Source organism: Mesorhizobium shonense (assembly GCF_040545255.1).
In the GTDB taxonomy this organism is placed as follows: Bacteria; Pseudomonadota; Alphaproteobacteria; order Rhizobiales; family Rhizobiaceae; genus Mesorhizobium; species Mesorhizobium shonense.
Genome location: NZ_JBEPLM010000006.1, coordinates 100,680 through 121,739 on the forward strand (window position 1 = coordinate 100,680; position 21,060 = coordinate 121,739).

The 21,060-nt window shown below is 64.2% G+C and carries 18 protein-coding genes; 10 read left to right on the top strand and 8 right to left on the bottom strand.

All coding sequences use genetic code 11. The features are described 5' to 3' along the window. The first annotated feature begins 16 nt into the window (after positions 1 to 16). Together ABID26_RS17545 and ABID26_RS17550 are read left to right on the top strand one after the other, a co-directional pair. The gene (locus ABID26_RS17545) at positions 17 to 700 is read left to right on the top strand and encodes an HAD family hydrolase (protein WP_126096721.1); all 684 of its coding nucleotides are present in this window, start codon (positions 17 to 19) and stop codon (positions 698 to 700) included. After that, complete coding sequence (locus ABID26_RS17550) at positions 697 to 2,283, top strand: FGGY-family carbohydrate kinase (RefSeq protein ID WP_292303166.1); 1,587 nt, start codon at positions 697 to 699, stop codon at positions 2,281 to 2,283. Before ABID26_RS17545 ends, ABID26_RS17550 begins: the two co-directional genes overlap by 4 nt. Positions 2,284 to 2,293: 10 nt before the next feature. On the opposite strand, the gene ABID26_RS17555 is transcribed toward ABID26_RS17550, so the two are convergent. The 6 genes from ABID26_RS17555 to ABID26_RS17580 all read right to left on the bottom strand — a co-directional run bounded on the left by ABID26_RS17555 (position 2,294) and on the right by ABID26_RS17580 (position 8,683). Beyond that, a complete protein-coding gene (locus ABID26_RS17555) occupies positions 2,294 to 3,382 on the bottom strand; it encodes an ABC transporter ATP-binding protein (protein WP_292303165.1) in 1,089 nt (362 codons plus the stop codon). A 3-nt stretch (positions 3,383 to 3,385) separates the two neighbouring features. Continuing rightward, positions 3,386 to 4,432, bottom strand: coding sequence for an NAD(P)-dependent alcohol dehydrogenase (locus ABID26_RS17560; RefSeq protein WP_126096720.1), 1,047 nt, complete (start codon positions 4,430 to 4,432; stop codon positions 3,386 to 3,388). A gap of 15 nt (positions 4,433 to 4,447) precedes the next feature. Further along, positions 4,448 to 5,260 (bottom strand): carbohydrate ABC transporter permease, encoded by an 813-nt coding sequence (locus tag ABID26_RS17565; protein ID WP_126096719.1) that lies wholly within the window; start codon positions 5,258 to 5,260, stop codon positions 4,448 to 4,450. Between the two features lie 11 nt (positions 5,261 to 5,271). Beyond that, complete coding sequence (locus ABID26_RS17570; RefSeq protein ID WP_126096718.1) at positions 5,272 to 6,138, bottom strand: carbohydrate ABC transporter permease; 867 nt, start codon at positions 6,136 to 6,138, stop codon at positions 5,272 to 5,274. Positions 6,139 to 6,250: 112 nt separating this feature from the next. Continuing rightward, positions 6,251 to 7,525, bottom strand: a complete 1,275-nt coding sequence (locus tag ABID26_RS17575) for an ABC transporter substrate-binding protein (RefSeq protein WP_126096717.1) — start codon at positions 7,523 to 7,525, stop codon at positions 6,251 to 6,253. Positions 7,526 to 7,765: 240 nt separating this feature from the next. Further along, entirely contained in the window at positions 7,766 to 8,683 is a 918-nt protein-coding gene (locus ABID26_RS17580) for an AraC family transcriptional regulator (RefSeq protein ID WP_126096716.1), read from the bottom strand. A gap of 253 nt (positions 8,684 to 8,936) precedes the next feature. On the opposite strand from ABID26_RS17580, the gene ABID26_RS17585 reads away from it, so the two are divergent. Then, positions 8,937 to 10,340, top strand: a complete 1,404-nt coding sequence (locus tag ABID26_RS17585) for an MATE family efflux transporter (RefSeq protein WP_126096715.1) — start codon at positions 8,937 to 8,939, stop codon at positions 10,338 to 10,340. A gap of 402 nt (positions 10,341 to 10,742) precedes the next feature. Here ABID26_RS17585 and speB read toward each other — a convergent pair whose 3' ends face one another. Next, on the bottom strand, positions 10,743 to 11,798 hold the full coding sequence (gene speB, locus ABID26_RS17590) for an agmatinase (protein WP_126096714.1): 1,056 nt from the start codon (positions 11,796 to 11,798) through the stop codon (positions 10,743 to 10,745). Between the two features lie 302 nt (positions 11,799 to 12,100). On the opposite strand from speB, the gene pncB reads away from it, so the two are divergent. From pncB to ABID26_RS17625, 7 genes are all read left to right on the top strand, one after another. Continuing rightward, positions 12,101 to 13,405 carry a nicotinate phosphoribosyltransferase gene (gene pncB, locus ABID26_RS17595; RefSeq protein WP_126096713.1) on the top strand — a complete coding sequence of 435 codons (1,305 nt, stop codon included), beginning with the start codon at positions 12,101 to 12,103 and terminating at the stop codon, positions 13,403 to 13,405. Between the two features lie 210 nt (positions 13,406 to 13,615). Beyond that, positions 13,616 to 15,055 carry a hypothetical protein gene (locus ABID26_RS17600; protein WP_126102454.1) on the top strand — a complete coding sequence of 480 codons (1,440 nt, stop codon included), beginning with the start codon at positions 13,616 to 13,618 and terminating at the stop codon, positions 15,053 to 15,055. A gap of 139 nt (positions 15,056 to 15,194) precedes the next feature. Next, entirely contained in the window at positions 15,195 to 16,499 is a 1,305-nt protein-coding gene (locus ABID26_RS17605; RefSeq protein WP_126096712.1) for an ABC transporter substrate-binding protein, read from the top strand. A 221-nt stretch (positions 16,500 to 16,720) separates the two neighbouring features. Then, positions 16,721 to 17,602 carry a branched-chain amino acid ABC transporter permease gene (locus ABID26_RS17610; RefSeq protein WP_126096711.1) on the top strand — a complete coding sequence of 294 codons (882 nt, stop codon included), beginning with the start codon at positions 16,721 to 16,723 and terminating at the stop codon, positions 17,600 to 17,602. Next, a complete protein-coding gene (locus ABID26_RS17615) occupies positions 17,599 to 18,561 on the top strand; it encodes a branched-chain amino acid ABC transporter permease (protein ID WP_292304183.1) in 963 nt (320 codons plus the stop codon). The genes ABID26_RS17610 and ABID26_RS17615 overlap by 4 nt, the downstream gene beginning before the upstream one ends. Beyond that, complete coding sequence (locus ABID26_RS17620) at positions 18,558 to 19,286, top strand: ABC transporter ATP-binding protein (protein ID WP_126096710.1); 729 nt, start codon at positions 18,558 to 18,560, stop codon at positions 19,284 to 19,286. The genes ABID26_RS17615 and ABID26_RS17620 overlap by 4 nt, the downstream gene beginning before the upstream one ends. Beyond that, positions 19,279 to 19,992 (top strand): ABC transporter ATP-binding protein, encoded by a 714-nt coding sequence (locus ABID26_RS17625; RefSeq protein ID WP_292373873.1) that lies wholly within the window; start codon positions 19,279 to 19,281, stop codon positions 19,990 to 19,992. The genes ABID26_RS17620 and ABID26_RS17625 overlap by 8 nt, the downstream gene beginning before the upstream one ends. A gap of 44 nt (positions 19,993 to 20,036) precedes the next feature. On the opposite strand, the gene ABID26_RS17630 is transcribed toward ABID26_RS17625, so the two are convergent. Next, positions 20,037 to 20,999, bottom strand: a complete 963-nt coding sequence (locus ABID26_RS17630; RefSeq protein ID WP_292373871.1) for an ornithine cyclodeaminase family protein — start codon at positions 20,997 to 20,999, stop codon at positions 20,037 to 20,039. Positions 21,000 to 21,060: the final 61 nt, after the last annotated feature.

Below are 21,060 nucleotides of genomic sequence, written 5' to 3' on the forward strand. Positions count from 1 at the left end.
AGCCCCTGAAACCGGCATGACGCCCGAACTGGTCATCTTCGACTGCGACGGCGTCCTGGTCGACAGCGAGGCGCTCTCGGTCTCGGCGCTGCTCGGCATGATCGAGCTTGCCGGCGGAACGGTCAGCGAGGACGCGGCCTACGAGCACTTCCTCGGCAAGAGCATGAAAAGCGTGCGTGAGATCCTCGGCCGCGATTTCGGACTCGAGATCAGCGACCAGCATCTCACCGCCATGCGTGTCGAGCTGATGCGCAAGTTCCGCGAGGAGTTGAAGCCGATCCCCGGCATCAAGGAGGTTCTGCCGAGGCTCGACCTGCCCTGTTGCGTCGCCTCCTCCGGCACGCTGGAGCGCATCCGCTACGCGCTCGAGGTCACCGGCCTGCTGGGCTTGCTGGAGCCCAACCTGTTCAGCGCCGCCATGGTGAAGCGTGGCAAGCCGGCGCCGGATCTCTTCCTCCATGCCGCCGCCACCATGCGCGCAAAACCGCGCAAATGCCTGGTCATCGAGGACAGTCCGGCCGGTATCGCCGCGGCGCGGGCGGCGGGCATGCGCGTCTTTGCCTTCACCGGCGGCTCGCACGCGAACAACCCCGCTCTCAAGGCGCGGCTTGCGTCGACCGAACCGGACTTTATATTCGCTGACATGCTGCAATTGCCCGATCTGATTGCAGGCCTGGGAGCGAGAGTAAAAGCATCTTGACGACGAGTTTCGTTTGCGCGGTCGATGTCGGCACCGGGAGCGCTCGCGCGGGCATTCTCGACTCGAAAGGCAATCTGCTCGGCCGTGCCGAGCGGCCGATCGCCATGCACCAGCCCAAGCCCGATCACGCCGAGCATGATTCGGAAAATATCTGGTCGGCCGTTTGCGCCGCCGTGCGCGCCGCGCGCGAGAAGGCGAACGTCGCAGCCGCGGATATCGTCGGCATCTCCTTCGATGCCACCTGCTCGCTTGTGGTGCGCGACAGGCAGGGCGGCCAGCTCAGTGTCTCGGTCACCGGCGAGAAGCGCTGGGACACCATAGTCTGGCTCGATCATCGCGCCATCGCCGAGGCAGATGAATGCACCAGAAGCGGCCACGCCGTGCTCGATTATATCGGCGGCGTGATGTCGCCGGAAATGGAAACGCCGAAGCTGATGTGGCTGAAGCGCAACCTGCCCGGAACATGGAACGAAGCCGGCTATCTGTTCGACCTCGCCGATTTCCTGACCTGGAAGGCGACCGGCTCGCTCGCCCGCTCGCAATGCACGCTGACCGCCAAATGGACCTATCTCGCGCATGAGGAGACGGGCTGGCGGCGCGATTTCTTCGAGCTCGTCGGCCTCGGCGATCTCTTCGAGCACGGCAACCTTCCGGAAAAAGCCAGCCCCGTCGGCGCCGATATTGGCCCGCTGACGACGCAAGCGGCGGCCGATCTGGGCCTGACCGGGAAATGTCGCGTCGGCGCCGGGGTCATCGACGCCTATGCCGGCGCGCTCGGTGTTCTCGGCGGCTTTGCCGGCGACGAGAAGGACATCAGCCGGCACCTGGCGCTGATTGCCGGCACCTCGTCCTGCGTCATGGCGATGTCCCAGGATCCGCAGCCTTTCGCCGGCGTCTGGGGACCGTATTACGGCGCGGCATTGCCAAAACTCTGGCTATCGGAAGGCGGCCAGTCGGCGACGGGCGCGCTGCTCGACCACATCATCCGCTGGCACGGCGCCGGCGGCGAGCCGGATGCGGCCATGCATGCGAAGATTGCCAGGCGCGTCGCCGAACTGCGCGCCGTCGAGGGCGATGCGCTGGCGGCGCGGCTGCATGTCCTGCCGGATTTCCATGGCAACCGCTCGCCGCTCGCCGACCCGCACGCGGTCGGCGTCGTCAGCGGGCTGACGCTCGACTCCTCCTTCGACAGCCTGTGCAAGCTCTACTGGCGCACCGCCGTCGGCATCGCGCTTGGCGTGCGCCATGTGCTGGAGGCGCTGAACGAGAACGGCTATTTGATCGACACGCTGCATGTCACCGGCGGCCATACCAAGAATCCGCTTTTGATGGAGCTCTATGCCGACGCCACCGGCTGCACCGTCATCGAGCCGCTCGCCGACGAGGCGGTGCTGCTCGGCACCGGCATGGTGGCCGCTACCGCCGCCGGGCTTTACCCTGACCTCAACGCCGCCTGTGTCGCCATGCAGCAAGGCGGCAAGACGCGGCCCTCCAATCCGGCCGCCGGCCCCCGCTTCGACCGCGACTACCGGATTTTCCTCGAGATGCACCGCCAGCGGCAGGCGCTGGATGCGATAGGGTAGATTGGCCGAGCTATTGTTTGCGAAGCGACAGGCCCGTCGTCGCATCGAACAGATGGATGCTTTCCTCATCGAATGTGTAGCGCACCGCCGCGCGCAGATCCGGGCATTCACGGGCCGGAACCAGCGCGCTGATCTCCTTGCCGCCGGAGCCGAATGTCACCAGCGCGTCATTGCCGTGGAATTCGATGAGATCGGCCGTGCCTAGCAAGAGGTTGCCAGCTGCGTCGGCGTTCACCGTCTTCAGGTCCGGAGGCCGGATGCCGAGCACCGCTCGATCGCCGTGCTGCAGATGAAAATCCGAGCCGTTCACGACCAGAGCCGTTCCGGCGCCGTTCAGAGTCCACCCGCTCTTTGCTCGGCCGACCGTCACCTCGACGAAATTCATATTGGGCGTGCCGATGAAGCCCGCCACGAACATGTTTTTGGGCTGGCGATAGATCTCGGCAGGCGAGCCGATCTGCTCGATCACGCCGTCCTTCAAGAGCACGATGCGGTCGGCGAGCGTCATCGCTTCGAGCTGGTCGTGCGTGACGTAGACGGTCGTGGTCTTCAGCGATTGGTGCAGCCTGGCGATCTCGACGCGCATATGGTTGCGCAGCTTGGCATCGAGATTGGACAGCGGCTCGTCGAACAGGAACACTTTCGGTGTCTTGATCATGGCGCGCGCGATCGCCACGCGCTGCTGCTGGCCGCCGGAAAGCTCGGTCGGCTTACGGCCGAGATAGGGCTCGAGCCCGAGCGTCCCGGAAACCGCCTCGACCCGTTTCTTGATCTGGCCAGCCGGCACCTTCTGCCGCTTGAGCCCGAAGGCGATGTTGTCGAAGATCGTCATATGCGGATAGAGCGCATAGTTTTGGAACACCATGGCGATGCCGCGGTCGCCTGGCTCGAGATCGTTCACCACCTTGCCGCCGATCGAAACCTCGCCGCCGCTGATGTCCTCCAGCCCGGCGAGCATCCTGAGCAAGGTCGACTTGCCGCAGCCGGACGGGCCTAGGAACACGACGAACTCATGCTCCTCGATCGCAAGGTTGAGGTCGCGGATGACGGTTGTGGCGCCATAGGCCTTGTCGACGTGGGAGCAAACGATCGCGGACATGGGTCAGCCCTTTTCGCCGGTGAGCAGGATTTGCAGCTTGACGTCTTGCGGGTTGCCCTTGGCCGCTCGCTCGAACGCCTTGATGCTGTCCGGGAAATCATAGGTGCCGGTGATCAGCGGCTTGAGGTCGACCTTGCCCGAGGCGATGAGCTGCAGGGCGCGGTCGAAGATGTTGGCGTAGCGGAACACGGTCTCGATGCGCACTTCCTTGGAAATCGCCGCCGGCACGTCGAGGCTGACCGGCTCGACTGGCAGCCCGACCAGCACCAGCGCGCCGCCGGGCCTCACGAGATCGAAAAGATTGGCGAAGGCCTTAGGGCTGCCGCTCGCCTCGAAGACGATGTCGGCGCCCCAGCCGTCGGTGGCTGTCCGCACCGCATCGACCAGCGACTGCTCGCCGATATTGACCGGCACGATGCCCGGATACTGCGCGGCGATCTTCAGCTTGGGTGCGGAGAAGTCGGAAATCAGCACTTTCGAGCAGCCGCCGGCGAGTGCAGCCAGCGCGATCATGATGCCGATCGGGCCGCAGCCGACGACGACGGCGACGTCGCCGGGCACAATGCGGGCACGCGCCGCCGCCTGCATGCCGATGGCGAAGGGCTCGACCATCGCGCCCTCGGCGAAGGAGACATTGTCCGGCAGTTTGTAGGTGAAGGCCGCCGGATGCACGGCGTAGGGCGCCAACACGCCATGCACCGGCGGCGTCGCCCAGAAGCGGACATCCGGGTCGACATTGTAGATGCCGAGTTTCGTTGCGCGCGACGCAAGGTTCGGCACGCCCGGCTCCATGCAGACGCGGTCGCCGACCTTCAGGCTCGTGACATTGGCGCCGATCTCGACGATCGTGCCTGACGCCTCGTGGCCGAGCACCATCGGCTGGCGAACGATATAGCTGCCGATCGCGCCATGCGTGTAATAATGCACGTCGCTGCCGCAGACGCCGACGGTGTGGATGGCGATCCTGACATCGTCCGGTCCGACATCCAGCGGCAGCGCGATCTCGCGCAGCGACAGTTCACCCTTTTTCTCAAGTACCAGTGCCTGCATCGGCTAATCCTCGCATCAAGTCTTTTTTTGCCGGAAAACGGAATTCAGGAAGCCGCTTAGCACGCCGAGGAACAGCAGCGGCGGCAGCGAGAGCAGCACGACCGAAGCGTTGAGGATGCCCCACGGCACGTTCATGCCTTGCTGCGACAGCTCCGAGGCGACGATCGGCAGGGTCTTGGCGTTGGAGCTCGACAGCATCAGCGCGATCAGGAACTCGTTCCAGACCAGCACGAAGCTGAAGGCGATGGCGCCGGCGAGCGAGCGCGCCGCGACGGGAAGCGCAATCCGCCAGAACACCGAATAGGCGCCGTAGCCGTCGACGAAGGCGGCTTCCTCGACCTCCTTGGGCACGCCCTGGAAGGCGGGGATCGCCAGCCACATGATCACCGAGATGGTGAGCAGCGAATAGGTGACGATGAGCGCCGGCAAAGTGTCGTAGAGACCGACCTGCAGCCAGATCACCATCAACGGGATGGCCACCGCCACTGGCGGCAGGAAGCGCAGCGACAGCACGAAGAACTGGATGTCGCCCGCCCAGCGGTTGGGATAGCGCGCCACAGCATAGGCCGCCGGCAGGCCGAGCGCGACGCCGATCAGCACGGCCGAGCCGCAGGCGACCACCGAGTTGTAGAGCCCGGTCATCACGCTGTCGCGGCCGAGGATGTAGGAGATGTTGGCAAGCGTCGGCGTGAACACCAGGCGCGGGACCCGCGTGATGATGTCGACATTGTTCTTCAGCGCGTTGAGCGCCGTCCAAACGAGCGGGAACACGGCCAGGAATCCGGCCAGCGCCAGTATGGCCTTGGCGATCAGGCGGCCCGGTCTCATCCGGTACTGCCTCATGCCTGCACCCGCTTCCACAGGAAGGTGAAGGTGATGACCGTCGCAATCATCATCAGCACGGCCATGGCCGAGGCGTAGGAGACCTTGCCGGACTCGATGAAGCCCTGCGAGAACGCGTACATGTCGAGCGTCTCGGTCGCCACGCCCGGCCCGCCGCGCGTCATCACATAGATGAGGTCGAAGGAGCGCAGCGACTCGATCATCTTGACGAACATCAGGCTGATCAGCGGCGCCTTGAGCATCGGCAAGGTGACATAGGCGTGGATCTGCCAGCGCTTCGCATGGTCGAGCCGCGCCGCCTCGATCGGCTGCGGCGGCAACGTCTCCAGGAGCTTCAGCACGATGACGGCGAAGAACAGGCCCCATTGCCAGACATCGACCGAGGAGACGGCGAAAAGCGCCGTCGAGGCCTTTGACAGCGGGTCGAAGATCAGCCCGCCGGTGACGAGCCGGTAGGGATAGGTGGCGATGCCGTAGAGCGGGTGATAGGCGAATTTCCACACGAAGGCCGCCGAGACGCGCGGCAGCAGCACCGGAATGATGAACAGCAGGCAGTAGACATTGCGCAGGCGTGGGCCGGCGACCTCGAACATCAGCACGCCGAGCCCTATCGCCACCGCCATCGTCGCCACGACGGTGACGATCTCCCATTTCACCGAAACCCAGACGGCGTTGAGGAAGCGGCGGTCGAGGAAGAGATCGGCGAAGTTCGACAACCAGATCCAGGAATAGCCCGACGCGCTCAGCTCGCGGTTCTGCAGGGCAATGACGATGGCATAGAGCGTCGGCACCATCGACAGCACGAGCAGGATGGCGAGCGTCGGAACGAGAAAGGTGACGGGCAGGGAAGAGCGTCGGCGCATTGCCTATCCTCGGGAATATCGCGGATACATTGGAATCGCTGGCGTGAGCCCGCGGCGCACGGGTCCCGGCATTCCGACGAATGCCGGCGACCGCGCGCCACGGGCGGGAGGATTACTTCTTCTTCACCAACTCGTTGGCGTAGGCATCGAGCTCGTTGAGGCCGCCCTTGATGTCGGTGCGGGTGCCGGTGACCAGCTCCTCGAGGATGATGCCCCAGCGGTCGCCGAGATCGGGCCAGCGCGGATCCTGCCAGAAGTTCACCGCCGTAACCTTGCCGGTGTCGGCCAGCGCCTGTCCGAGATCGGCGCCGTAGATGTCGGCGAATTCCTTGCTGGAGAGGATGCTGGTTCGATTGAGCTCGCCGAACTGGTGCGCGTCGAGCCTGCGCTTCTCGTTCTCCTTCGACGTTGCCCAGGCGATGAACAGGCCGGCGCATTTCTTCGAGGCGTCGTCTTGATTGGCCTTGGTGCCGATGGCGAGCCCATGGCCGTAGCCGCCGCCGGGCAGCGGCGATGGCGGCGGCAGGAAGCCGACCTTGCCGACGACCTGCGAGGTCTTCGGATCGACCGCCATGCCCGACAGCGGCGTCGATTCGACGAGGATGGCGACCTGGCCGGAGAGGAAGGCGCCGGTCGATTCATCCCAACTGCCGGTCTGCGTGCCGGGGGCCGAGTCCTTGAACAGCTTGAGATAGGTTTCGGTCGCCTTCACGGCGGCGTCCGAGTTGAAAGCCGGCTTGTCGCCGTCGAACCATTTGCCGCCATAGGCCTTGAAGAAGGGCATCCAGCGCCAGACATTGGCGCCCGAGCCGCGCGCGCCGCGCAGCGCGATGCCGTACATACCCTTGTCGGGATCGTTCAGCTTCGCAACATCGGCGATCAGCTCGTCCAACGTCTTCGGCGGCTGGATGCCGGCGGCCTCCAGCACGTCCTTGCGGTAGACCATCAGGTCGCCGCCGCCGGTCAGCGGCGCGAACCAGACCTTGCCGTCATAGGTGGCGACCTTCTGGCGGCCCGGATCGAAATCGGCGAAGTCGTACTCGGCCGGATAATAATCGGTCAGCGGCGCGATCCAGCCGGACGAGGCGAACAGCGCGACATTGGCTTCGTCGACATAGTAGACGTTGTAATTGCCTACGGTAGAGGCGTCGGCGCGCGACTTGGCCCGCCGGTCGTTCTCGTTCAGGTAGTCGATCTGGAAGCCGGCGCCGGAGAGCTTCTTGAACTCGTCCTTGGAGTCTTCCAGAAGCGTCAGCCCATCGCGCGGCTGCGCCAGCACCTTGACCGGCGCCGAGCAGATCGGCGCCTGCGCCAGCGCTGCGGTTGATACGGATGCGGTAAGCACGAACGCTGCGCCGAGGCTGGCAGCGAGCCGATTTGATTGCATTGATTTTTCTCCTCCAGAAACACTCGCAGGAAGCGGAGGTCCTCGGACTAAGCGACCCTCACCATCGCCCGGGCGACCTGCCACCCGTCGCCAAAATGAGGAGTTGGACAGGGCGAGACTAGAAGTCTTGTTGCGGCAAACCTGTACTTTTATGCATTGTGCGGCGCAAAAACTAGCGCAGACAGAGTCTGTCTGTCACACGAGTATCAGTGCCGTCGGGAGCAGCCGATTTCGACCTGATCAGGCCCGCAGCGCCAGCCGCTGCCGCGACAGCTTGCGATAGGATGACGGCGTCATCTTGTGCTTGCGCAGGAAGGCGCGGTTGAAGTTGGAGATGTTCATGTAGCCGACCTGGAAACAGATGTCGGTGATCGGGATGTCGGTATCGGCGAGCAGCTTGCAGGCCTGCCAAAGTCTCAGCTTGGCAAGGTGGTCGCTGAAGGAGTTGCCGGTGTTCTTCTGGAAGAAGCGCGAGAACGTGCTTTCGCTCATCCCGGCCAATGCGGCCACGTCCGGCAGCTTCAGGTCCTCGGCGAAATGCTGGAACAGATAGGTCAGCGAACGCTGGATGATGTCCAGCGACTCCGCGTCGAGAAGCGGTGAAAAGTCCGGCGACGACAAAAGCTGGTATTCGTCGGTCGTGGCCAGCAGGTCCAGCAGTTCGAGGAACAGGCGAAACCTTGCCAGCCCATGCACCTCTCCCATTCGTTCCATCAGTTCGGCGCCGTCGAGCGCCGTCTGGCCATGGAAGACCATGCCGCGCAGCGAGCGTTCGAGGAATGGCTCAAGCTCGCGCAGTTCCGGCAGCAGTCCGGCGGACCCGCGCAGCCGCTCGGGATCGAATTGCAGCACGATATCGCGGCCCTCGATCAGCTCGCCCGGCTGCACCGCCGTCACCCAGTCATGCGGCAGGCCGCCGCCGACGATCGTCAGATAGCCCGGTCCGAATTCGCCGATATGGTCGCCGACCAGCGCGACGCCGGACGATTTCCGCAACAGATGGATTTCGTATTCGGGATGGAAATTCCAGACATTGCGCTCCCAGGGATAGTCGTCCAGCCGCCACAGAAAACTGTCGCTCGCCTCGGTGACGATATGCTCGAAAGCGGGCACCGTTCTCGGTATCGCGGCCGTGTTCTTTCTGCGCCTGAACGGCATCCATTCCTCCGGGTTCGTTCCGCCGGCTCCGTGTCTTTGGGTAATCCGTAGCAGCCCTCGGCCGGCAAGTGAACGCGGGCGTCGGAGGCCGCAGCCGCCCGCTGGATCAATGGCTCGCCGCTCCTCCTCCCTTGCCAATATGTCGCATTTCGTTCACAAGACGACGCAAACGGCGCGAAACCGAAGGTTGCGCCGTTTTGCCGTGCGGCTTCCGGGATTGGTCCCGACGCGCCGCGATCTGAAAGAGCGGAAAATGTCTGCGATCGAAGCCGGCGCTCGCGCGCCGGAAAATCTTTGGCGTCAGGAAATCAGGACGACGCTGGCGCTCGCCTGGCCGATGGTGCTGACCAATCTCGGCCAGACCGCCATGACCGCGACCGACGTCATGATGATGGGCAGGCTGGGACCCGACACGCTGGCCGCCGGCGCGCTCGGTTCCAACCTCTATTTCATGCCGCTGATCTTCGGGCTCGGCTTGATGCTGGCGACATCGCCGATGATGGCGACCGAGCTCGGCCGTCGCCGCCATTCCGTGCGCGACCTGCGCCGCACCGTGCGCCAGGGCCTGTGGCTGGCGGTGCTCGTGTCGATCCCGATCTGGCTGTTCCTCTGGCACGGCGAAGAGGTGCTTTTGGCCATGGGTCAGAAGCCGGAGCTCGCGCATCAGGCCGGCATCTACCTGCACTGGCTGCAATGGGCGGTGCTGCCCTTCTACGGCTATATCGTGCTGCGCTCCTTCATCTCGGCGCTGGAGCGGCCGGGCTGGGCGCTGATCATCGTGTTCGTCGCGGTAGCCTGCAACGCCTTCTTCAACTGGGTGTTCATGTTCGGCAATCTCGGCGTATCGGCCATGGGCATCGCCGGATCGGGCCTTGCCACCTCGCTATCGAGCACCCTGATGTTTGCCGGCTTGGCGGCCGTCGTAGTGTTGGAGAAGAAGTTTCGTCGCTATCGCCTGTTCGGTCGCTTCTGGCGCTCCGACTGGCCGCGTTTCCGCGGCCTGCTCAGGCTCGGCCTGCCGATCGCCGGCATACTTGCCTTCGAGGTGACGATCTTCAACGCGGCAGCACTGCTGATGGGCCTGATCGACGCGGATTCGCTTGCCGCGCATGCCATCGCCATCCAAATCGCCTCGATCTCTTTCATGGTGCCGCTCGGCCTCAACCAGGCCGTGACCGTGCGGGTCGGCCTTGCGCATGGCGCCGGCAATCCGGAAGGCGTCTCGCGCGCCGGCTGGACCGCCTTTGTCATCGGCGTCTCCTTCATGGCGCTGATGGGCCTGGTGATGATCCTCTGGCCGCATGTCCTGATCAGCGCCTTCATCGACCTTGCCGATCCGGCCAACGCCAGAGTGATCACGCTTGCGGTGTCGTTCCTGGCGTTTGCGGCGTTGTTCCAGATTTTCGACGGCGCGCAGGCGGTGGCCGCCGGCATGCTGCGCGGCCTGCACGACACCAAGGTGCCGATGATCTATGCCGCGATCGGCTATTGGGGCGTCGGCCTGCCGCTCGGCGTGCTGCTCGCCTTCCATTTCGGCTTCCACGGCGTCGGCATCTGGATCGGCCTGGCGTCGGGCCTGGCCGTGGTGGCGGCGCTACTGCTCGCGCGCTGGCTGCGGCGCGATCGCATCGCGCCGGCGCTGTCGTTCAGTCATTAGACCCCAGCACAGGGATTTTGACCGGTCGGCTCTGTTTGCATTGGCAGGTGGCATGCCTTGGAGATTGGCCGAAACGCCCATCGCGATAGTCATTCTAGGGCGGAGCAGGAGCGAAGCTCCGTCGCGAAAACCCTAGAATCCATGCCGTTACCTTCGCCAAGGAGTGCAACGGAGCAAAAATTCTGCACCGTGGTGGCGCTTCCAAGTCACGGCATGGATTCTATGGTCTGCGCCGCGTCGCTTCGCTCCTTGCTCCGCCATAGAATGACGAGGTTGGGGCGGCTTCAATCAATCCCCGGCATTTGCGCTGATTTCACGGAAATGAACGGGGGGCCAATTGTGAACATTGCTGGCCACTTCGGTGACGGCCGCCCGCGCGGCCGCCGCGTCGGGTTGCCTGCTTCAGCCCTTCTTGATGGCCGGGCTGAACACCATCAGGCTCAGAATCTCGAACAGGACCTGGGCGCCGACATGAGCGGTGTTGGTGGTCGCGTCGTACTGCGGCGCCACCTCGACCACGTCCCCGCCAACGATGTTCAAGCCTTTCAGGCCGCGCAGCAGCTCGAGCACCTCGCGCGTCGTCAGCCCGCCGACCTCCGGCGTGCCGGTGCCAGGCGCGAAGGCCGGGTCGATGCTGTCGACGTCGAAAGAAATGTAGGTCGGACCGTCGCCGACTATTTTTCGCGCCTTTTCGATGACGGCGGGAATGCCGAGGCCGGTCACTTCCTCGGCATGGACCACCGTCATGCCGGATTCGTAGGTGAACTCCCACAGATATTCAGCCGAGCCGCGAATGCCGATCTGGATCGTGCGGGTGGGGTCGAGCACGCCGTCCAGCACCGCGTTGCGGAACGGTCCGCCGTGGTGGAACTTGGTCATGTCGAACAGGCCGCTGGTGTCGCAATGGGCGTCGATATGGATCATGCCGACCGGCGCCTTTTTGCCGACCGCCTTCAGGATCGGATGGCTGATCGAGTGGTCGCCGCCGACCGACAGCGGAATGACGCCGGCATCGACGATCTGGTTGGTGCGCTTTTCGATGTCCTCGTGGCTGATCTCCAGCCGGTAGCGGCTGCGGAACGGCGTGTCTCCGATATCGGCGACGCGAAGCTCATGCGTCGGCGCGCATTCCAGCACATGGTTGTAGGGGCCGATGCGCTCTATCGTGCGCAATGCGCGTGGCCCGAAGCGCGCGCCGGGCCGGTTGGTGACGCCGAGGTCCATCGGCACGCCGATCATCGCCACCTGCAGGTCGCCGAAATCCGGATTGTCGGCCGCTATCTGCCGGTAGGGCGCGGCAAGGAAGGTCGGGACGCCGGCATAGGGCGCCAGCCGGGTGCCGCTCTTCGAAAAGATCTTGTCGGCGACCTTGCGGAATTTCGGATCGAACATCTCGCCGCCATGGCTCTCGCCATATTTGCGGCGCAACGCTTCGAGCTTGCCGCGATCGTAACCCATGTCCGGATACTCCTGTCTCTTCTCTGCCGGAAGTGTCCGGTAGCCTATGCGAAAAATCAATCGCGTTCGGACCGCGGCGCTTGCCGCAGGCCGCCTCTTTTTGTCGGGCCAGCTTGCAAACCGGGCAGCGCTTGCAAAAATTCAATGCTATGAGGCAATCGGCTTAATGCATGTCGCCCAAAAGTGTGCAGCGGTTTTGGGAGAACGACATGCATCAAGGCAAGGACCAAAGCCCGGAAGAATGTCGCCTGAAGCGGTTTCCGCGCGACCCTTTCGGAGCAAGCAGCGAAGGCGGCAGCAGTATGGCAAAAACCGATATAGCCCGGCGCGTCTACAACCACACCTGGAAGCTCGACCCGATCGTCCGCAGCCTGTTGGACACCGACTTCTACAAGCTTCTGATGTTGCAGATGATCTGGGGCATGTATCCCAAGGTCGACGCCACCTTTACGCTGATCAACCGCACGACCTCGGTGCGCCTTGCCGACGAGATCGACGAAGGGGAACTCCGCGAGCAGCTCGACCATGCCCGCACCTTGCGCTTCTCCAAGAAGGAGATGATCTGGCTGGGCGGCAACACCTTCTATGGCCGCAAGCAGATCTTCGAGCCGGAATTCCTTGCTTGGCTGGAGGATTTCCGGCTGCCCGAATACGAGCTTGCCAGGCGCGACGGCCAGTTCGAACTCTCCTTCAGCGGCCCCTGGATGTATACGACGCTCTGGGAAATCCCGGCTTTGGCCATCATCAACGAATTGCGCTCCCGCGCCGCCCTGCGCTCCTTCGGCCCGTTCGCGCTCGACGTGCTCTACGCCCGCGCCAAGGCCAAGATGTGGGACAAGACCGAGCGGCTGAAGGCGTTGCCCGGCATCCGCATCTCCGATTTCGGCACGCGCCGCCGCCACTCCTTCCTGTGGCAGCGCTGGTGCGTCGAGGCGCTGAAGGAAGGCATCGGCGACGCCTTCACCGGCACCTCCAACGTGCTTTTGGCCATGGACAACGACCTCGAGGCGCTCGGCACCAACGCGCATGAATTGCCGATGGTGTTTGCGGCGCTCGCCAATTCCGAAAAGGAACTAAGAGAAGCGCCCTACAAGGTGCTGCAGGACTGGCAGCGCTACTATGGCGGCAATTTGTTGATCGTGCTGCCCGATACCTTCGGCACGGCTGCGTTCCTGCGCGACGCGCCGGACTGGATCGCCGACTGGACCGGCTTTCGCCCCGACAGCGCGCCGCCGATCGAAGGCGGCGAGAAGATCCTCTCCTGGTGGCGCGAGAAGGGCAAGGACCCGAAACAGAAGCTGCTCATCTTCTCCGACGGGCTCGAGGTCGAGACCATCGAGGAGACCTATCGTCACTTCAAGGGCAAAGTGCGCATGTCCTTCGGCTGGGGCACCAACCTCACGAACGATTTCGAAGGCTGCGCGCCGACCGAAACCAAGAGCCTCGACGCCATCTCGCTGGTCTGCAAGGTCAGCGAAGCCAATGGCCGGCCTGCGGTGAAGCTGTCGGACAACCCCGCCAAGGCGACGGGGGATGAGAAGGAGATCAAAAGGTATCTCAGGATTTTCGGCGAGAAGGATAGGGTGAGGCAGCTGGTCAAGGTGTGAAGGTCGCCACCAGTGACCTGTGCTGATCCGGCTTCGTCAATCGAGAAAGCGAGCCTGGATACGCCGAGTTCCTTCGCGCCCCCCTCTGTCCTGCCGGACATCTCCCCCTCAAGGGGGGGGATCATCTTGTCGTTTCCGCCTTCGCTAATCTCCGGCGTTGTAAGAGAGGCGCCGTCAGCGGAACTGCCAATCTCCCCCCTTGAGGGGGAGATGTCCGGCAGGACAGAGGGGGGCGCCGTAGAGCGCCAGCCTTCCAGGTTGGCTTTCTTAGCCACCGCCCTGGTCCTTCTCCCCACCCCCGCCGTCGCCCATGCCTCCGACCGAGGCCACGTGCTGCTTCTCCCGACCGGCTACTACATCGCCGGCGGCGCGCTTGCCGTGGCCGTCAGCTTCCTCGTCCTCGCGTTGCTCCCGCCCGCCGCCCTCGAGCGGGTCTGGCGCAGGCGTCTTTCCCTGTTCGCTTTCGGCGACAGCCCGCGCACCGTCGTCAGCCTGCTTTCCTTTGCCGGCTTCGCGCTTCTCGTCGCCGCTGGCCTGTTCGGCAGCCGCGACCCGCTCTCCAACCCGTTGCCGCTGGTGATCTGGACGCTGCTCTGGGCCGGTTTCACCTTATTGCAGGGCATATTCGGCGACCTCTGGTCCTGGTTCAATCCCTGGTATGGGCCTTGTCGCGTCGTAAGCCGGCTTGTCGGTAAACGCGGGGGCGAAACCCAGCCCTCGCGCCTGCCGCCACGGCTCGGTTTCTGGCCGGCCTTCGTGCTGTTCTTCGCCTTCGCCTGGTTCGAGCTGATCGACGCGGCGCCCGACGATCCGTCCCGCCTGGCCTATGCCGCCGGCGCCTATTGGCTGGTCAGCTTCATCGCCATCCTGCTCGTCGGTTACAGCGACTGGAGCCGGCGCGGCGAGTTCCTGACCATCTTCTTCTCCATGGTTGCCCGCTTCGCGCCTCTCCAGCGCGAAGAAGGCCGGCTCAGCCTTTGCTGGCCGGGCGCGAAGCTGCTCGCAGCCGAGCCGTTGCCGCTGAGCGGCATTGCTTTTCTCCTGCTGGCGCTGTCCTCGGTGTCCTTCGACGGCCTGTCGAAAACCTTCTTCTGGCTGGGCCTGTTCGGCCTCAACCCGCTGGAATTTCCCGGCCGCACCGCGTTGATCGGCATCGGCAGCTTCGGCCTCGTGCTGACGTTCTTTCTGCTCGTGGCCGTGTTCGCGCTTGCCGTCCTTCTCGGCCAGCGCCTTGCCGGCGATGCACAGCCGTTCGAAAAAGCCGCCGGCCTGCTGGTGTGGTCGATCGTGCCGATCGCGCTCGCCTATCACATCGCGCACTACCTCACCGCGCTGCTCGTCGACGGCCAATACGCGCTGGTCGTGCTATCCGATCCGTTCGCGCTTGGCTGGAACCTGTTCGGCACCGCCGACATGGAAGTCGAGGCGGGCGTCGTCGCCGGCGCCGAGTCCGCCTGGTGGCTGTGGAATTGCCAAGCCGGCGTCATCATTGTCGGCCATGTGCTGGCGGTGCTTGTCGCGCACGGCCTCGCCTGGCGGATGCATCCGCAAGCCTCTCGCGCGGCGCTCAGCCAGTTGCCGCTGACGCTTCTGATGATCGCCTACACGATCTTCGGCCTCTGGCTTCTTGCCACGCCGACGGCCGGGTGAGAGTGTCCAAGCGAAGCTCGCTTGCCAGGCCATGGCTTTGGTGATTTAGTTTGTACACATGCAATTTTCGCATCCTCCGATCAGGGAGGATCGAGCCGCCTTATCGCTGGTCAAGACTGAAAAAAACAGGGGAACGGACATGGCTGACAAGAACGGATTTTTCGACCTCTCCAAGACCACGCTTTCACGCCGCACCGCGCTGAAGGGCATGGCCGCCGGCGCCGGCCTCGCGCTGGCGCCGGGCTTCGTCCGCTACAGCCAGGCACAGAGCTCGGCGCCGATCAAGATCGGCTTCCAGCTGCACCGCACCGGCATCGGCGCCGCGTATGGCCGCTGGTACGAGAAGACGAGCGCCGCCGCCGTCAAGGCGATCAACGATGCCGGCGGCATCGGCGGCCGCAAGGTCGAGCTGGTGATCGAGGATGACGGCACCGATCCGGCGCGCGGCGCCGAGGTGGTCGGCAAGTTCGCCAAGCAGCACAAGACCGACATCGTCTTCGGCACGCTGTTCTCGCATGTCGTGATCGGCTCGGCGCCCGCCGCCGGCGAGAACAAGATCCCCTATTTCGTGGTCAGCGAAGGCCACCACGTCGCCTCGACCAAGCTCAACCGCTACGTCCTCCAGCCCGGCATCACCGACGTGAAGAGCCAGATCCAGTCGATGGCGCCGTGGATCGCGGCGAATGCCGGCAAGAAGGTAACGCAGATCTTCCCGGACTTCGCCTTCGGCTACGACCATCGCGACTACCTGCCGCCGGCGCTGAAGGCCCAAGGCGCCGACGTGATCGCACAGATCGCCATCCCGCCGACGGAGTCGTCCTTCACCAAATACTTCCCGCAGATCCCGGCCGAGACGGAAGTGATCTACCACGTCATGGTCGGTCCGGCGGTGCTCACCTTCGTCAAGGAGCTCGGCGAGTTCTATGGCTCGCAACGGCCGCAGCTCTTCGGCTTCATCGACTCGCTCGAAGCCGTCGACATCAACAGCCCCGGCCTCGAATTCCTCGACGGCAGCCATTTCTGGGAAGGCTCGCCGCGCTATGTGCAGCCTGACGATTCCGCCGCGCAAAAAGCCTACCGCGCCGCCGTCGGCATCGACGACAACGGCGCCGCCGTCGGTGATCCCAAGGACGTCTCCACCGCCGCCCACATGTTCGGCTGCTGGGAAACGCTCTATGTCGTCAAGAAGGCGATGGAGGATGCCGGCTACAAGGGACCGGAAGACCGCGCCAAGCTGGTCGAGGCCACCGAGGCGCTGAAGGAATTCGCCGAAGGCCCGGAGCATCCGCAGGGCCCAAAGACCTTCAATGGCAAGATCCACCAGTGTTTTGGCATCCAGAACATCTCCAAGGTCGAAGGCGGCAAGCTCAAGGTCGTCCACAAGACCAAGATCGAGGACGGCCTCTACGAGCCGGAAGGGGATTACACGACGCAGGCGCTGTGAGCGTCGCCATTTCAGCAAGCGTGAGCGCCAAGCCACCCCCCTCTGGCCTGCCGGCCATCTCCCCCTCAAGGGGGGAGATTGGACGTCGCCTCGGGTTTCGCCAATCGCAAAAGTCGCCGACAGGTGGGCACCGCCACACGAACTGCCAATCTCCCCCCTTGAGGGGGAGATGCCCGGCAGGGCAGAGGGGGGTGCTCTTGGCGCCAACCTGTGTGTAGTCCATGCACTTCGGACCCCACCTCCTCCTCGCCGCCCTCGAAGGCCTCGTCACGTCTGCCGTGCTGGCGCTGACGGCGCTTGGGCTGTCACTGGTGTTCGGCGTCATGCGCATCGTCAACGTCGCCCATGGCGAGTTCTTCATGCTGGGCGCGGTGCTTGCCTGGGCGATCTCGACGGCGATTTCGGGCCATCCGGCGATCGGTTTCGTCGCGGCGCTTGTGGTCGCGCCTTTGCTGGTCGGTCTGGTCGCGTTTCTTGCTGAATGGCTGGTGCTGCGCCGGCTCAACTACAATCCCGAAAGCACCATCGTCGCCACCATCGGCATGCTCTACATCATCCAGCAGCTGGCGCTGACCTTCTACGGTCCGGAGGCGCGCCCGGTCGAGCCGCCCTTCAACTACCGCATCCTCCTGCCGTGGTTCGGCTATTCCGGCTACAAGCTGTCGGTCGTTGCCGCCTCCGCCGTTCTGCTGGTGATCACACGGCTGGTGCTCACCCGCACTAAGATCGGCCTGATCATGCGCGCGACCCAATATGACCGCGAGACGGCGCAGGCCTTCGGCATTCCGGTCGAGCGCGTCTATGCCGGCGTGTTCGCCATCGGCGCCATGCTGGCGGCGATCGCCGCGGTGCTGATCGTGCCGATCAGCCAGGCGCATTACCTGATGGGGCAGGATCCGCTGCTCTTATCCTTCATCGTCGTCATCATCGGCGGCCTCGGCTCGCTGCGCGGCACCGTGGTTGCAGCCATCCTGATCGGCCTCTCCGACGGCATCATCTCGGTGTTCTTCTCGCCGACCTTGGCCAAGATCATCGCCACGCTGGTCGTCGCCATGGTGCTGGTGTTCAGGCCTCAAGGGTTGTTCGGGACGACGGCGCGATGACGGATGCTTCGCCGGCAAAGACCTACGCGCTGCATATCGGCGTCATCGCGCTTCTGTTCGTGCTGAACTTCGTCCTGCCAGACTATCATCAGGGGCTGTTCGCCCGCATCATGGCGCTGGCCGTCTTCGCCATGGGCTACAATCTGCTCTTCGGCTATGTCGGCCTGCTCAGCCTCGGCCACGCCATGTTCTTCTCCGCCGGTCTCTATGGTGCCGGGCTCACCGTCTACCATCTCGGCTGGGGCGTGCCGGAAGCCTTCGTCGCCGGCGTCGCCTGCGGCGCGCTGCTCGCTCTGGTCGTCGGCCTGCTCGCGTTGCGCACCTCGGGTGTGGCGTTCATGATCGTCACCATGATGTTCGCGCAGGTCTTTTACCTGCTGATCCTCTATTTCGCGGCCTGGACCGGAGGCGACCAGGGCCTCGTCATCCAGCAGGCGGCGCGCACCTTGAATCTCGGCGGCGCCGCGCTCGACCTGACCGACCCGACCGTGCGCTACATGAGCGCGCTGGCGCTGTTCTCGGTCGTGCTGCTCATCACGCTTGCCATCGTCCGCTCCCGCTTCGGCCGCGTGCTGGTCGCCATTCGCGAGAATGAGGAGCGCACCAAGATGCTGGGCTACGACACTGTCGCCAACAAGCTCGCTGCCGTCGTTGCCTCCGGCGCCATCTGCGCTGCGTCGGGTGCTGCCTATGCGCTGCTGTTCGGCTATATCGGATCGAGCTTCGCTTCGGTGCAGTATTCGATCCTGCCCTTGCTCTGGGTGCTGCTCGGCGGCGCCGCAACAGCGCTCGGGCCGCTCATCGGCACGCTGTTCATGTACTATGTCACCGACATCACCAGCGGCTTCACCTCCGCCTATCTTTTGATCGTCGGTATCGCGCTCATCCTGCTGGTGCTGTTTGCCCCGAAGGGTATTCTGGGGAGCATCCGCCAGCGCTGGCTCGGGTGGCTGCCGTGATGCCGCTGCTCACCACCAAGGGCCTGTCCCGAAACTTCGGTGGCCTGCGCGCCGTCGACGGCGTCGACTTCGCGCTGATGCCGGGCGAGATCCGCGCCATCATCGGCCCCAACGGCGCCGGCAAGACCACCTTCGTCAGCCTGCTCAGCGGCCGTATCCGTCCGTCTGCGGGCATGGTCGTCTTCGACGGCGCCGACATCACGACGATGCCCGCCTATCGAAGGGTGCGCCTGGGAGTCGCCTATACGTTCCAGATCACCAGCGTGTTCGCCAATCTCACCGCTTTCGACAATGTCGCGCTGCCGGTGCAGCGGACGCTGACCGACGGCCGCTCGAAGGGGCAGGTGAGAGCCGGCGTCATGGAAGCATTGGAACGCACCGGCCTCGCCGATCGCGCCGGCACGCTGGCCGGGCAGTTGTCCTACGGCCACCAGCGCCTGCTCGAAGTCGCAATGGGTTTGGCGCTGAAGCCACGCCTGCTTATCCTCGACGAGCCGACGCAAGGTCTGGCCGACAGCGAGATCGACAATTTCATCGCGCTGGTGCGCGAGATCGCCAAAAACGCTACCGTGCTTCTCATCGAGCACAACATGCCGGTGGTCATGCAGCTTGCCGACCGCATCACCGTCTTCAATTCGGGAAAAATCCTCGCCGAAGGCACGCCGGAACAGATCCGCGCCAATGCCGAAGTCCAGGATGCCTATCTTGGAGCAACCCATGGCTGATCCAGGGTTGCTCATGATTTCCGGACTCGATTGTTTTTATGGCGAAGTCCAGGTGCTCTATGGCCTCGACCTCGTGCTGAACAAGGGCGAGGTCCTCTGTCTGTTCGGCCGCAACGGCGCCGGCAAGACGACGACGCTGAAGGCGATCATGGGCCTGGTGCCTGCCGCGGCCGGTTCGATCAGGCTGGACGGCATGGAATTGACTGGGCTCGCCGCGCATGACGTGCCGAAGGCCGGCGTCGCCTATGTGCCGCAGGGCAGGCGATTGTTTGCCGACATGACGGTGGCGGAAAACATCGAGATCGGCCTGATGGCGCGGGGCAAGGGCAAGGCCGCGCGTGAGAGGGTGCTCGATCTTTTCCCGTTGCTGCGCGAGCGGCTGAAGCAACGCTCCGGCACGCTCTCCGGCGGCGAGCAGCAGATGCTGGCCATGGCCCGCGCGCTCTGTCTGGAACCGCAGGTGCTATTGCTCGACGAGCCGACCGAAGGGCTGATGCCGTCGATGATCGCAAAAATCCGCGAGACGGTGGCGAAGCTGCGCGATCTCGGCGTTTCGACCATCCTGGTCGAGCAGCGCGTCGATGCCGTGCTGTCGGTGGCGGATCGCGTCTCCTTCATCGAGAACGGCCGCAACCGCGAGACGGTCGATGTCGAGGCGTTGCGTGCCGATCCGTCGGCGGTTAGGCGATACGTCGGCGTAGGTTGACGTGGGAAACTGTAGGGCGCCGTGACCCGACGTCAGGTTGGAATCTAACCATCCAGAGCGCCGACCGCTTTCGCGCGCACAAATGCCAGGCCGGCAATTGCGAGATCGCCGACCGCTATGCCGCGGAACGCGAAAGCTGTTCGCTCACTTGCGCCCTGGCGACCTGATACGTCGCCGCTGACCAAACCTGTCAGGTCGCCCGTAACGAGCTCGGGCCTTACCATCGGTTTGCTCATCTGCGCCTCTTGCGCCAAGTCGTCTATGACGATGCGATCGAAGACAGCCATGGTCTCAGGCAGCCAAGGCAAAGCCAGATCGGTCATGGTCGCGAAGACGCCGGCCTTCAGCCAACGCGCATCCAGAAACGGAACCGGCTCGGGTATCAAAGTGACTGTCGTCACCACGATGTCGGCCGACTCGACCGCCGCTCTGGCGGTATCGCTCGCCACTGCGGTCAGACCACGCGTCTCCGCCATCCGACACAATGCGTCACGATTGCCGGTGCCTCGACCAAAGGCGCGAATCTCCTGCAGCGGAAAAAGATCGGCCAGGACTTCGAGGTGACCGCGCGCCTGAACGCCGCATCCGATGAATGCGACGCACACTGAGTCGGCTCGAGCCAAACGCCTGGCCGCTACGGCGCTTAGGCCGGCCGTGCGCTTCGCAGTCACCCAATTGCCGTCGACCGCCGCAAGCGGCAGTCCCGTCTCGGCGTCGAGGAGGGTGATCAGCGAGTTCAGAGTTGCAAGTCCCCGCTCGGCGTTGCGGGGGTTGACCACCAGCGATTTGGTCGCCAGCACCCGGGGCTCGGTCGCGACACCGAGAGTTGCCATGATGTAGCGGTCGTCGCCCGGCAGCACCACCGCCTTCGGCGCACACCACACCTCGCCCCGCCTCTGACCGACGATCTGCCGCTCGATTTCGTCGACCACATCGGACGCCGAAATCGTCAGGCTATCCAGGAACTCGCCTGACAGATAGGGCAGGCTCTCGGCATGGATGGTCATTGTCACCCCAAGAATGACTTGGCTCGATACGCATTCCTCGGTTCAGCGTTCGATCGATCCC